The sequence below is a fragment of the Frankia sp. ACN1ag genome, assembly GCF_001414035.1.
Lineage (GTDB): Bacteria > Actinomycetota > Actinomycetes > Frankiales > Frankiaceae > Frankia > Frankia torreyi.
This window is the reverse complement of sequence record NZ_LJPA01000043.1, coordinates 21,104-33,564: the sequence shown is the minus strand read 5'-3', so window position 1 is coordinate 33,564 and position 12,461 is coordinate 21,104. Positions and strand designations below refer to the sequence as shown.

General features: G+C 71.5%; 10 protein-coding genes and 1 pseudogene. 4 read left to right on the top strand and 7 right to left on the bottom strand.

All coding sequences use genetic code 11. The features are described from left to right. Positions 1-82: 82 nt before the first annotated feature. Positions 83-823: an SDR family NAD(P)-dependent oxidoreductase gene (locus UK82_RS26980; RefSeq protein WP_044887916.1), complete on the top strand. Its 741-nt coding sequence runs from the start codon at positions 83-85 to the stop codon at positions 821-823. A 60-nt stretch (positions 824-883) separates the two neighbouring features. Beyond that, positions 884-1,072: pseudogene (locus UK82_RS40440) on the top strand (hypothetical protein); the annotation flags it as partial. A gap of 474 nt (positions 1,073-1,546) precedes the next feature. Here the strand turns inward: UK82_RS40440 and UK82_RS33255 are convergent. The 3 genes from UK82_RS33255 to UK82_RS26965 form a co-directional block, all read right to left on the bottom strand. After that, on the bottom strand, positions 1,547-2,980 hold the full coding sequence (locus tag UK82_RS33255) for an aldehyde dehydrogenase family protein (protein WP_173667359.1): 1,434 nt from the start codon (positions 2,978-2,980) through the stop codon (positions 1,547-1,549). Beyond that, positions 2,980-4,086 (bottom strand): AMP-binding protein, encoded by a 1,107-nt coding sequence (locus tag UK82_RS26970; RefSeq protein ID WP_055410100.1) that lies wholly within the window; start codon positions 4,084-4,086, stop codon positions 2,980-2,982. Before UK82_RS26970 ends, UK82_RS33255 begins: the two co-directional genes overlap by 1 nt. Positions 4,087-4,236: 150 nt before the next feature. Continuing rightward, positions 4,237-4,905 (bottom strand): TetR/AcrR family transcriptional regulator, encoded by a 669-nt coding sequence (locus tag UK82_RS26965; RefSeq protein WP_044887928.1) that lies wholly within the window; start codon positions 4,903-4,905, stop codon positions 4,237-4,239. A gap of 120 nt (positions 4,906-5,025) precedes the next feature. Between UK82_RS26965 and UK82_RS26960 the strand changes: the two genes are divergently transcribed. Further along, positions 5,026-6,633 carry an MFS transporter gene (locus UK82_RS26960; protein ID WP_055410098.1) on the top strand — a complete coding sequence of 536 codons (1,608 nt, stop codon included), beginning with the start codon at positions 5,026-5,028 and terminating at the stop codon, positions 6,631-6,633. 76 nt (positions 6,634-6,709) lie between these two features. Here UK82_RS26960 and UK82_RS43445 read toward each other — a convergent pair whose 3' ends face one another. The 3 genes from UK82_RS43445 to UK82_RS40435 all read right to left on the bottom strand — a co-directional run. Beyond that, complete coding sequence (locus tag UK82_RS43445; RefSeq protein ID WP_396230656.1) at positions 6,710-7,621, bottom strand: WD40 repeat domain-containing protein; 912 nt, start codon at positions 7,619-7,621, stop codon at positions 6,710-6,712. Positions 7,622-7,714: 93 nt separating this feature from the next. After that, positions 7,715-8,641 (bottom strand): WD40 repeat domain-containing protein (locus tag UK82_RS43440; protein WP_396230655.1); only part of this gene is annotated, 927 nt, incomplete at its 3' end. Between the two features lie 69 nt (positions 8,642-8,710). Then, positions 8,711-10,915 (bottom strand): TIR and AAA domain-containing protein (locus UK82_RS40435; protein WP_236706491.1); only part of this gene is annotated, 2,205 nt, incomplete at its 3' end. Between the two features lie 132 nt (positions 10,916-11,047). Between UK82_RS40435 and UK82_RS33810 the strand changes: the two genes are divergently transcribed. Then, on the top strand, positions 11,048-11,515 hold the full coding sequence (locus tag UK82_RS33810; RefSeq protein WP_044887920.1) for an NUDIX hydrolase: 468 nt from the start codon (positions 11,048-11,050) through the stop codon (positions 11,513-11,515). A gap of 92 nt (positions 11,516-11,607) precedes the next feature. Here UK82_RS33810 and UK82_RS26945 read toward each other — a convergent pair whose 3' ends face one another. Beyond that, on the bottom strand, positions 11,608-12,459 hold the full coding sequence (locus tag UK82_RS26945; protein WP_055410094.1) for an alpha/beta fold hydrolase: 852 nt from the start codon (positions 12,457-12,459) through the stop codon (positions 11,608-11,610). Positions 12,460-12,461 lie beyond the last annotated feature (2 nt).

Below are 12,461 nucleotides of genomic sequence, written 5' to 3'. Positions count from 1 at the left end.
GTTGCAATAGACAGACCTGTCTGTCTATTCTTCTCTCCAGCGGTAGACAGACAGGTCTACTCGGTGGAGTGGGGAGCGGGTCATGGCGAGCAACGTGGGTGAAGGCGGCCGTCGGGGTGTGGCGCTGGTGACGGGCTCGACCGGGGGAATCGGCCGGGCGGCGGCCCGCGCCCTGGCCGCGGACGGGTACGCGGTGATCGTGCACGGCCGGGACGCCGATCGAGGCGCGGCGGCCGTGGCGGAGATCGAGCAGGCCGGCGGCGAGGCCCGCTTCCTCGCCGCGGACCTGGCCGACGCGGCGGCGGTCGAGCGCCTGGCGAAGGAGGCCGGCGAGGTCGACGTCCTGGTCAACAACGCCGGTGCATCCTGGTTCGGGCCGAGCGCGCAGCTCGACACCGCGACCTTCGACGCCCTGTTCGCGGGCAACGTCCGTGCCGCCTACCAGCTCGTCGCCGCGCTCGCGCCCGGCATGGCCGAGCGCGGCACGGGCAGCATCATCAGCGTTGACAGCATGGCCGGCCGCGTCGGGTTGGCCGGCGGCGCGGCGTACGGCGCCACGAAGGCGGCGCTGACGGCGATGAGCCGCGCCTGGGCGGCCGAGTTCAGCCCGGCGGGCGTGCGGGTCAACACGATCGCCCCCGGCCCGGTGTACTCCGACGGCGCCCGGCCGGACTTCATCGCCCAGCTCGGCACCACCACCCTGCTCGGCCGCGCCGCGCAGGTCGACGAGATCGCCGGGGTCGTCGCCTTCCTGGCCTCGCCCGCGGCGAGCTACATCACCGGCGCGGTCATCCCGGTCGACGGCGGGCGCAGCGCCGTGTGAGGCACCAAGGCACCAAGGCACCAAGGCACCGAGGCACCGGCACGGCGCCGCCTATCGTGGATGGACTGGTCTGTCTGGTCCGGCTGGTATGTGGAGGTGAGGCGGATGGCCGCCACCAGGACGCGACGCGCGGCGGCGGGAGGGGTAGACCACCGCTCGGCGCGGGAGCGGTTGCTCGCCGCCGCGGACGAGCTGTTCTACGCCGAGGGCGTCCAGACGGTCGGCATCGACCGGATCATCGAGCGGGCCGGGGTCGCGAAGGCGTCGCTGTACAACACCTTCGGCAGCAAGGAAGAGCTGGTCCGCGCCTACCTGGAAGGCCGGCACGCCGACACGACCGAGCGACTCCGGCGGGCGGTGGACCGCGCGCCGGACGCCCGGTCCCGCCTGCTGGCGATCTTCGAGGCGCAGGGGGAGCTGTTCGCCCAACCCGATTTCCATGGTTGTGCGTTCGTCTCCGCCAGCGCCGAGACGTCCCCCGGCAGCTCCGTGGAGCGTGCCGCCGACGACTACCGGGCCTGGATCCTCGCCCTGTTCACCGAGCTCGCCCAGCAGGCCGGCGCCGCCGACCCGGCCGCGCTGGGCCGCCAGCTCCAGCTCGTCTACGACGGTGCAGGCCTGACAGCCCGGATGGACCGCACCCCGCAGGCCGCCCGGACTGCCCGCGCGATGGCCGAGACCCTGCTCGACGCGGCGATCCCGGGAGTCTCGCCGGGGTCGGGCTCAGTCGCGCAGGACGGTCTTGGTGCGCATGAGGAACTCGCCGAGGTAGCCGTCGTGCGGAACGTCGGGGCGCATCCAGTAGGTGGGATGGTCGCCGACGTAGACGTTGCTGATCGTCGGATCGGCGATGAGCTGGTCGAGGAGGCGTTCGTCGTGGGTGAGGGCGGTGAGGACGAGGGAGTTGCGCAGCGGGCCGATCCCGTCGGCGGGCGCCCAGGGGGCGACCCATACGCAGGGGAAGCCGAGTTCGATGCCGGTCTGGGCCGCGTCGGCCCGGTTCACCTGGAACACCGCCGGGCGTAGCGCGACGCCGCCGCCGGCAACGGGGTCGGTGATCCCGGCGCCACCGAGGCGTGGCGTCGTACCTGCCGCGTGGTCGAGCAGGAAGCGTTCCAGCGCCGCGGCCTGCTCGGTCGGCTGGCAGGGCAGCACCGCCCGGTCGTCCTCGGGCGGCAGGGTCGGGATGGCGGCGAGCCGCTCGGCGAGCGCCGCCGCGAGGCCGCCGGGGTCTGAGTCGGTGAAGACCGCCGTCGCGTTGACGCAGGCGGTGCCGCCCTCGTCGCCGATGGAGTCGACCAGGGTGTCGAGATGGCGCTGCCAGTCCTCGCCGGCGAGCAGGATCTTCGACCGCCCGGGACCCTGCACGAGCACCGTGGGGTCCGCGCCGTACTTGGCGACCACGTCGTCCCCGCCGTAGACCATGGCCAGGTCGGCGGCTTTGATGATCTCGTCGGCGACGGCGTGGTCGGTGGGCAGGTACGCCACCTGGTCGGCGCCGAACCCGGCCGCCCGCAGCGCGGTGATCAGCCGGTGCGCGGTGAGCGGCTCGCGGCGCGACGGGCGCACCGCGACCCGGTAGCCCAGTGCCAGCGCCTGCGGCCACAGGGCGTGCACGCCGGGGTGGTTGCCGGCCGCGTGCACCGCGAAGACCTCCCCGCGCCGCGTCCACACCGCCCGTCCACCCTGGGTGGCCGGGTCGTGCCAGTCGTCGACGCTGGCCCGGGGCCTGGCCTGGCGGGCGTCCCGGCCGGCGCCGAGCAGCGCCCGCCAGGTCGTCTCGGTGGCGTGGCGCACGACCGAGATCGGCATCCCCGAGATCCGGCTGACCGCGTGGGAGTACTCGTCGACGGACAGTTCGGCGACGGTCTCGGTCGCGAACGACTCCCCGGCCCGGGCGAGCGCGGCGAGCCGGTCGGCGGTCGACAGCGGTTCGGCGGCCCGCAGCGCGGCGATGGCGCGATGCACGTACAGCGACGGCACCAGGCTCAGCTCGGCGATCGGGAGGCCGGCCAGGTCGGTGATCGGCAGCCGGTTACGGGACCGGAAGGGGCCGCCCGGGCCGAGCGCGTCGAGTTCGATCAGCTCTGCCCGGCTGTCCGTGGGTCCGGCCCGGTTGGTCGCGGGCGGTGTGGCGGACGGGCTCCTGGCCGGCATCAGTACACCCCCTCGATCACCGGGGAGTCGCCGAACACGGCAACCGGCGAGACGTCGGCCACGGAGTCGCCCACCCGCCCGAGTGGCGGTTCGATCCGGGTCGCCTCGTCACGCTCGAGATTGTTGGGCAGCAGCGCCGACTTGCTGACGTGGTTCATCACCACGCGCCCGCGGCTGCCGTACGGCACCGGCTCGCCGGACTCCGGGTCGACCACCCGGAACGTGACGAACGGGGAGAACGAGTCGAAGATGCAGGGATCGTCCGGGGCGAGCCCGTCGCGTTCGATGGCGCTCGCGAGGACCATCGTGCTGCCGTAGCGCCCGATGATCCGGGTGTGGGGGAGGACCTCCGTGCGCAGCAGGTACCGGGTGTCCGGGTCCAGGTGCGCGCCGCCCCACTCGACGACCTGCACCCGCTCGGCGATCAGCCTGCGCAGCTCGTTGTCGCGGACGAGCCGTTCCAGCAGCGGCGGAGTGGTGATCAGCACGCCGATGTCCTGCGACTCCAGGACGGCGCGGGCCTGCGCGACGATGTGGTCGGCGTACTGGTCGGCGTGATCGGCTCGACCGGCCGCGATGCACTTCTTCACCCAGCGGGGATCGAGGTCGACCATGAAGCCCAACCGGCCGCGCAGCCGGACCGTCTCGCGGACGATCGCGCCGAACATGTGCGGCCCGCTCGGCGCCAGGGCGAGCCAGTCGACCCCCCGCGGGTAGTCGCGCGCCGCCATCTCCTCGTCGGTGCGGACGAGCAGGCGGGACATCCAGTCCGACATGATGACCACGTGCTTCGGCGGCCCCGTGGTGCCGCCCGAGTCGTAGACGCCGTACACCGCGTCGTCCTGCCCCGCGTAGCCCCGGGGGATCAGGTCCCCGGCGGGGACGTAGCGCAGCCGATCGACGATGTTGGGGAACCTGGCGAGGTCATCGATGGTGTGGATGTCCTCGCGCGGGTCGAAACCGAGGGTGTCGGCCTGCTCCAGCCAGAAGGGCGAACCGGTCCTGGGGTCGAAGTGCCAACGCATCGCCGCCTCGATCAGTTCGATCTCGTCCGGGATGAGGTCGACCGGGCCGTCGAGGACCGGATCGCGGTGCAGCGTCGTCATCGGATGCAGCCTCCTGCCGCCTGCGCGTGCCATGACGGGCGACCGTGACACGGCCGGCGCAGCCGCCCATCGGCGGACGCCCTGCCTTCGAGTGCAGGTCGAACGGCTGCGGCTGTCAACCGCAGTGATCGCGTGGGGGAGCCGGGTCGGTCAGCAGCCGGGGCTCAGCGGGCCGGCCTTCAGGGCGGCCATCGCGCTGGTGATGAGGGGGGCGAGGTCGGTGCCGGCGGGCATCGTCGCCCAGGCCTCCATGACGATGTTGAGTGCCGCCAGGGCGCAGCCGGTCGCCACCTGGGTGGACAGGTCCGTGGCGGGCCGGCCGAGGCGGAACGCCAGCGCCTCCGCCAGGACGTTCTGGCCGCTGCGGGACGCCTCGACGAGCAGCCCTCGCATCCGGGGGAGCTCGGAGATGAGCCGCAGCAGGGTGCGAACCTCCTCGGGGTCCTTCTCGAGGTTCGACCACATGTGCACCATCGCTCGGCCGAGGGCGTCGGCGGGATGCTCGTGCGCCGGCCGTTCCCGCAGCGCCGCGATGAGCTCGGTCAGCTCGAAGTGCACGGCCTCGCGGAGCATGTCCTCCTTGAACGGGAAGTAGCGGAACACCGTGCGCGGACTCAGGTCCACCGCGGCCGCCACATCCTCGACCGTGGTCGCGTCGTAACCACGGGACATGAACAGCCGCAGGGCCGCGTCCGCGATCGTCGCGCGGATGCGCGCGCGCCGCCGCTCGGCCCGCGTCCGCTCGGCCCCACCGTCGCCGACCTCGGACGCGACCTCGAGGGAGCCCGAAGCCGGCGCCTCCCCGATCCTCGTCGTCACGGGTGTGATCGTAGCGCGGACGAACGTGATTGTCATCTCTGACAGATTGGCAGAACTGACATTGTGGCATTGAATGTCAGGGAGCCGATCACTGTCGGCCGAGGTGGAGGGGGTCAGGACATGGCAACAGCTACGGACGCGGCGCAATCGCCGCGCCACGCGGCCGGCGGGAGCGGCTCGGCTGGCGGTGGCACCAGCAGGCGGGGACATCCGTGGCTCACCCTGGTCAGCGTCGCGCTCGGCGTGATCATGGTGGGGCTCGACGGCACCGTGGTGTCCATCGCGAACCCGCGGATCGCCGAGGACCTGCACGCGTCGCTGTCGGATCTGCAGTGGGTGACCAACGCCTACCTGCTGGCGCTTGCGGTGCTGCTCATCCCGGCGGGCAAGCTGGGTGACCGGTTCGGCCGGCGGCTGATCTTCCTGATCGGCGTGGTCGGGTTCGCCCTGACGTCGCTCGCGGTCGGCCTCGTCGGCTCGATCGAAGGCGTGATCATCTTCCGGACGCTGCAGGGCGTCGCCGGAGCGCTGCTCATGCCGAACACGCTGGCGATCCTGCGCTCGGCCTTCCCGCCGGAGAAGCTGAACTCGGCCATCGGGATCTGGGGCGGCGCCTCGGCGATCTCGATCGCGGGCGGTCCGATCATCGGCGGTCTCCTCGTGGAGCACGTGTCCTGGGAGTCCGTCTTCTACATCAACGTCCCGGTGGGCGCGATCGCGCTGATCGTCGGGCTGTTCGTGCTCGCAGAGAGCCGCGACGAGTCGGGTTCCCACCGCTTCGATGCCCCCGGCCTGCTCACCCTGGGCGGCGGCCTGTTCGCGCTCGTCTTCGGGATGATCAAGGCGCAGGGCTGGGGCTGGGGCTCCGGCAGGACGATCGGCTTCCTGGTCGCCGCCGTCGTGCTGCTGGTGCTGTTCGTGGTCATCGAGACCCGGGTCCGCGCGCCCCTGCTGCCGATGCGGCTGTTCCGCAACCGCTCGCTCAGCCTGAGCACGCTCATCGTGATGCTGACCTTCTTCGCGATGTTCGGGGTGCTGTTCTTCCTCACCCTGTACCTGCAGAACGTGCACGGATACTCCGCCGTCCAGGCCGGCGTGCGCACCCTGCCGCTGTCGGCGGTGTTCATGGTCAGCAGCCCGCTGGGCGCCGCCCTCAACGGCCGCTTCGGCCCGCGGGTCCCGATCACCATCGGGATGGCGCTGCTCCTCGCGTCGTTCGTCGTGCTCACCCAGCTCGAGCCCGACTCGTCCTTCAACCTGCTGTGGCCGCCGTTCGTCGCCATCGGCGTCGGCGTCGGGCTCATCATCACCGCCGCGTCCGATGCGATCATCGGCAACGCGCCGATCGAGGACTCCGGGGTCGCCGGCGGCCTGCAGTCCACGGCGACGCAGCTCGGCGGGGTGCTCGGCACCGCGGTGCTCGGCTCCGTGCTCGCCAGCCGGGTCGGGTCGGTGCTGGTCGACCGGCTGGTCGGCGCCGGGGTGCCGGCGGAGCAGGCCGGCAAGCTCGCGCAGGCCAAGGAGCTCGTCGGCCAGGGCCTGGTGCCACCGGCCACCGGCACGTCCGCGACCGTGCAGGGCGCGATCGAGGCCGGCAGCCATGCCGCGTTCATGAGCGGGCTGCACGTCGCCATGGTGATCGGCGCGGTGCTGTCCGGCGTGGCGATGGTGCTGGCGCTGTTCATCCGCCCCGGCCAGAACGCGGGCAACGCCGTCGCCCACGTCTGAGCGGCGGGTGTTGCGCTGGTGCGCCGACGTCCCCGTGCCTGCCCGCCGCGGATCCGCGGCGGGCAGGCACCGCCGGTCAGTCGCGCGACTGACCGATTCGTAGCCGGGCATCCGCAAGAAGGGCCGCCACGTCGCCGGCCGCCACGTCGCCGGCCGGCTGGCCGCCGTCCGTCCGGCCGGTCGGGAGTCCGCTGAGGGGCCGGCGTGCGGCGTCGCTGACATCCCAGCGGCGGAACGTCCCGTCCGTCGAGACCGTCGTGACGAGATCGTCCTGATCGGTCCAGAGCGCGTGGGTCACCGGCCCGGCATGGCCGATCAGGACGGTGATCCTCGCGCCGGTCTCGGCATCCCACACCGCCGCTGACCGGTCCGCGGAGGCGGTGAGGATCCGACGTCCGTCGGCGGACCAGGCAACGGAGCAGATCTCGTCCGCATGCCCGCTCAGGCGGTGCAGCTCGGTGAGATCGTCCCCCTCGGTCGCGGCGACGATGATGACCGTTCCATCGGTCGCACCCAGGCCGAGGCGGTCGCCACCGGGGCTCCAGGCCACGGCGGTGAGCACCTTGTCCGTTCCGAGTTCGGCCACCGTCGCCTCGGCGGTGTTGATGGTCAGCCGGGTGTCCTCGGCGACCAGGGCGAACCGCGGATCGACGGGATGCCAGGCCACGGCGCGCAGGAAACTCGGATGGGGGCGGCGTTCCGCCGCGTCGAGACTGCGTCCGTCCGCGGCATACCGGCGGATGACCCGGTCACGCGCGGCGGTGGCAAACGTGGTGCCGTCAGGTGACCACCGTGCATCCTCGACTCCGCCGCGCGCGGTCAGGACGTGCTCGACTTCGATCGCCGTGTCCGTAAGGCGCCAGATGCGTGCCGTGCTGTCGCGGGACGCGGTCAACAGGCGGGTCCCGTCGGGGGACCAGGCCACCGCACGAACGGCGTCGCCGTGGTGCGTGCTGAAGCTTCGTCGTAGGTCGCCCGACGCTCCCATGATCACGATCTCGTGGTTGGCGTCCGGCCGATCCGGCGCCGCGACCGCCACCGCGAACTGGCCGGTCCTCGACGACCGGTCCATCGCCTGGGNCGCAGCGGGAAGCTCGGTCAGCCCGACCTGGACCGCCCCTGCCTTCCAGACCCGCGCGGTGCCGTCGTCGGCCACCGAAAGCAGTTGGTCACCGTGATGCGACCACGCCACGTCGCACACCCCCTGCTGGTGTCCCCGCAGCGTCAGCAGGCGCTCGCCGGTGTGGACGTCCCAGACGCCCACCGTCGTGTCCGCCGAGGCACTGGCGAGCCGGTCGCCGCGTGGCGACCAGCTCACCCGCCGCACCTGGTCGGTGTGGCCGGTGAGGATTCGGACCTCGTTCAGGTGGGCGAGGTCGAACACGCGAACGGTGTTGTCCTGCGCGCCGGTGGCAAGCGCACTTCCGTCCGGGCTGAAGCGAACGGCGCGCGCGGTCGCGCCCGGATGCGCGTGGAACCGGCGAGCGACACTGTCCTCGTCGGGAGACCAGAGGTCGATCCAGCCATCCTCGCGGGCGGCTGCGATCCGGGCCGCGTCGGGTGAGACGTCCGCGTCCCAGATCCGGACCAGAGCGGACGGGTCCGTTCTGCTCTCGGCCGTCAGCGTGCGGCTGCGATGCTGGCCGCGCTCGCGGAAGTTCCAGATGACCGCGTGGCCCGAGGCGCACGCGGTGAGCACCTGGGCGCCGGTGGGACCGAAGCGCACCGACCAGGGGCGGTCGGGCAGGGACAGCAGTCGTAGCTCGCGGCTTGCTTCCACGGACCACACCCGAGTCGTCTCGTCCGTCGACGTCGAGGCGATGATGTCCGCGTCCACCGGCGACCAGGCGACCGACCGAACCCACCCACCGGCGCCCTCTCGCTGGTCCGATCCGTGCGAGAGGGCCGTCACGATCGTGCCCGTGGCGACATCCCAGACCAGGATGCGGCCGTTGCGGGAGCCGGTCACCACCCGGGTGTCGTCCGGCGACCAGGCGACTCCCCACATGCCGGNCGAGCCATCCGAGAACTGGCACAGCGTCCGCGAGCTCGCCTCGGCGGTCTGCATCAGGTCACNCCACGCGGTCAGATCCGGTGCCGAGAGGATCATCGAGAAGGCCGACGGGTCGGTGCTCCAGGCTCTTCCTGTCAACAGCCGCAGGGCATCCTCGGGGCTCTGCCGGGCCAGGAGCATCGCCTCCTGCACAAGTTGGTCCAGCATCCGCTGCAGCGACATCCCGACGAGCTCCACGGCGTCGGCGGACACGTCGAGAGCCGCAAGGGCGTGCACCAGCCGACGCCAGCCCCACCCGGCCGCGTCCGTGATGACCACGTCGCTGGCGCTGAGCAGCTCGTTGGCGAGCTGGTACAGCCGGGACGGCACGATCAGATCATCGCCGCGCCGACCAGACCGCACCCACGCGGCGGTGGTCTCCTCGAGCTCACCGCGGCTGCGCAGCGAATCACGCAGCTGGTCCAGATGATCGCGCAGCCGCTGCCAGGCGGTGAACAGGCTCTCGTGCGCGACCTCCAGCGCGTTGTCCGCCGCGTCCCCGGCACCCAGCACCTTCAGCGTGATGTCATCCTGCTCGGTCGACAGGGCCGACCTTGCCGGTCCCAGCAACGAGCGTGTCGTGGTGAGGACACGATTGCGGACGAAGGGCTCGAGCAGCGGAAGATCGTCCGCGCTGAACTCGGCGATGGGCACCGGCCTGCGGATGTAGGCGAGATCTCGGCCGACCGACGCCAACCGGCCGAGCAGGTTCAGCACTCGCCGCTCGGCCGCCGGACGATCCGCGGGCAGCCCGGCCCTGACCCCCGCGTTCCCGTACGTCCGCAGCGCTGTCTCGAAGGCGTCGTTCGCCTGGCTCTCCAGGACGTCCTGAACCCGCCCGGCCTGCAGATAGTCATGGAGGCTGATCGCCCGGGGCTCCCGAAGCCCATCGTGATCGACGTGCTCCCACAGCCGTTGGAGGGCGAACGCGAGCAGCGGCAGCGATCCCCTGCCTGCATCCTCGACGATGGTGGCCAGCGCGTCCGTGTCGAACGACCAGCCCAGCATCGCCACCGGATCGTTGACGACCTGCAGGAGTCCCCGCGCGTCGAGCGGCTTGACCACGTGCAGTTGCTGGATCAGATTACGCAGGGAGAAGCTTCTCAGGACGAGGTCGAGATAATCGGCCCGAATCGTGTAGACGAGCCAGGCATTCTCGTTGGAAGCCGCCACCAACGCGTCGGTCAGCACCTGCGCCTCCCGCCGGGCTTCGGCGGTCTGGCCGTCGGAGCCGGCCTGCGCGTCGGCGTGGCGATGGGCCTCGAGGCCGGTCCGGTCCGGTCGACCGGTCGAGACGCCGTCCGGATCCGGTCTCGCGGCGACAAGTTCCTCGGCCTGATCGAGAACGATGACTGCCTTCGCCGTCCCGCCGCTGTCGCGGACCTCGTGATCCACACCCGCGAGGAGCTCGCTTACCATCGTCACCAACGAGGCCGGTTCTGCTCGTAGCCGACTCTCGATGGCGTCGGCATCCTCCGGGTCGAGACCACCCTCGATCCGGGCTGCTGCCAGCGCCTGCGCAATTCCTGCGACCGCTCCGGCGCTCGGCGAGACCGGGCCGATGATCAGCCATTTGTTCCAGCCGGTGGCGCGGTGTCGGGTGGGTGTGGACCGTAGTCGCGGGAGCAGCCCGGCGCGCACCAGTGAGGACTTGCCGACGCCCGAGGGTCCGATGACCGCCATGGCCCCGTTTCCGCGGCCACTCATCTCCTTCAGCAGGGCGGTGACATCGCGCTCCCGGCCGAAGAAGAACGGTCCGTCGAGTTCGTCGAAGGCCTTCAGGCCGGGAAAGGGGGAACGCGGGATGGCACCGGTCCGGACGCCGCTGTCGCGCAGGAAATCCACCAGTGCTGTCATCGCCGTCGCGACCGAGTCATCGTCGTCCGGCCGGACGACGATGGCCTGCAAATCCTGGGTCTGCGCCCGCGGCGCGCCCGGCGCCACCACGATCTCTATGAACGGCGCCGCCGGCTTCCGCTCCCGGAACAGCGCGACCTCGCTGATGCACCATTCGTTGTCGGCGCCGGGTGTGGTGATGGCGACGAACGCTTCGCTTTGCAGGAGGTTCCGTCGGATGTCCGCCCGCCAGGGCTGCCCTGGCCGGGGGCCGTGGCCGGGAGAGGTGTAGCTGTAGAAGTCGGCGTATCCCGCCTTTGTTAAGGCCTGGATAACGCGCTTCGTGAATGGACCACCGTCTGCCTCGTGAAAGCCGATGAAGATCTTGCCCACGCGCGTCCCCCGATGCGGTGTCCGATGTGGGCCCACTTTATTGCCACGGCCGGTGGCCCGGCAAGATCTTGTCAATGATGTCGCGCTGCCGTATGTTGGTCCGCCGCGCTCGTCAACTCGGAGACATGTCAGATGAAGATCGACTACTTCAACGACCCGAACGCCCCCGCGCCGAACAGCCTTACGCCGGTGGTGAACGTGGCCATCTGGGACGCGGCCGGCCGTCTGTTGCTGATCCGCCGCTCCGACGACGGTTACTGGTCGCTCCCCGGTGGGTTCATGGATTTCGGCGAACGCATCGCCGAAGCGGCTGTCCGGGAGGTGAAGGAGGAAGTCGGACTGGCCGTGCGGGTCACCGGGATCGTCGGCATCTACACGGATCCCGCTCATGTCACGGCCTTCGACAACGGGGAGGTCCATCAGCAGTGCACCGTCTGTTTTGAGGCGACCGTTGAGGGCGGCGCGGCCTCGATCAGCGCCGAGGCGTCCGCAGTGCGGTTCTGCACGCTTCCCGAGACCGCGGAACTGCGGATCCACCCGGTCATGCTCACCCGGATCCGGCACTGCTTCTCGTCCGACGGACAGGTACGAATCCAGTGAGGCTGGACACGCAGGTCAGCCGGGGTCCCATCACGACGGTCGACGAGGTCGGCCGAACGGCGGTCACGGCGCACGGGAGAGAACCGACGGGGTCAGTGTCCCGTGGTGTGCGCCAGGATGTCCCGACCGACGGTGACGGCGTCCTGTAGCGGGCCGAAGTGGCCGAGATGGCCGTAGGAGACGTGCCGGGCGGCCGGGAGCGCCGCGGCCAGCCCGGGCGCCGCGGGGACCAGCTCCGAATCGGACACCTCGCCGGTGGCGACGACGGTGGGCACCGCCGCCTTCGCCACCGTTCCCCAGGTGATGCGGCCGCTGGCCTCGAACGTGCGGGCCTCGGACTCGGCCCGGCAGCGCAGCCGCACCGTGCCGTCGGGAAGATCCTCGAAACCGTGCTCGACGTAGGCGGCGAGCGCGCCGGCGTTGAGCTCGCGCAGCGGCGGCCTCGCCGCGTACCGGGCCAGCGCCGCCGCCCGGGAGGGAAACACCTCCCGCCGCTTCCGGGCGGCGTCGGCCATCGGGTTCGACCTGGGCGGACGCAGCTGCGGCGGGAAGATGACCGGTTCGTAGACGTAGGCCGAGGCGAACGTCCCGGGATGGTCCGCCTCGGTCTGCAGGCCGATCGCGCCGCCCATGGAATGACCGGCCAGGTGCACGGCGCCGGGGGAGCCGTCGGCGTCCGCCGCGGCCGCGGCCACCGCCCGCGCCGCGCTCAGCACGTCGTCGACCATGCTCGCCCAGGCGAAGTCGCCGTCGTCCGGGGCCGGGGATTCACCGTGCCCACGCAGGTCGACCGCCCAGACCCGCCGTGATGCGCGGAGCAGGCGGGTCAGCGGCTCGTAGGCGCGCCCGCAGAACCCGGTGGCGTGGCAGAGCAGGATGGCCGGGCCGTCGCCACCGAGATCGTGCACGGCGATGGTCCGGCCCGGCCGGGTCGTCAGCCGCATGC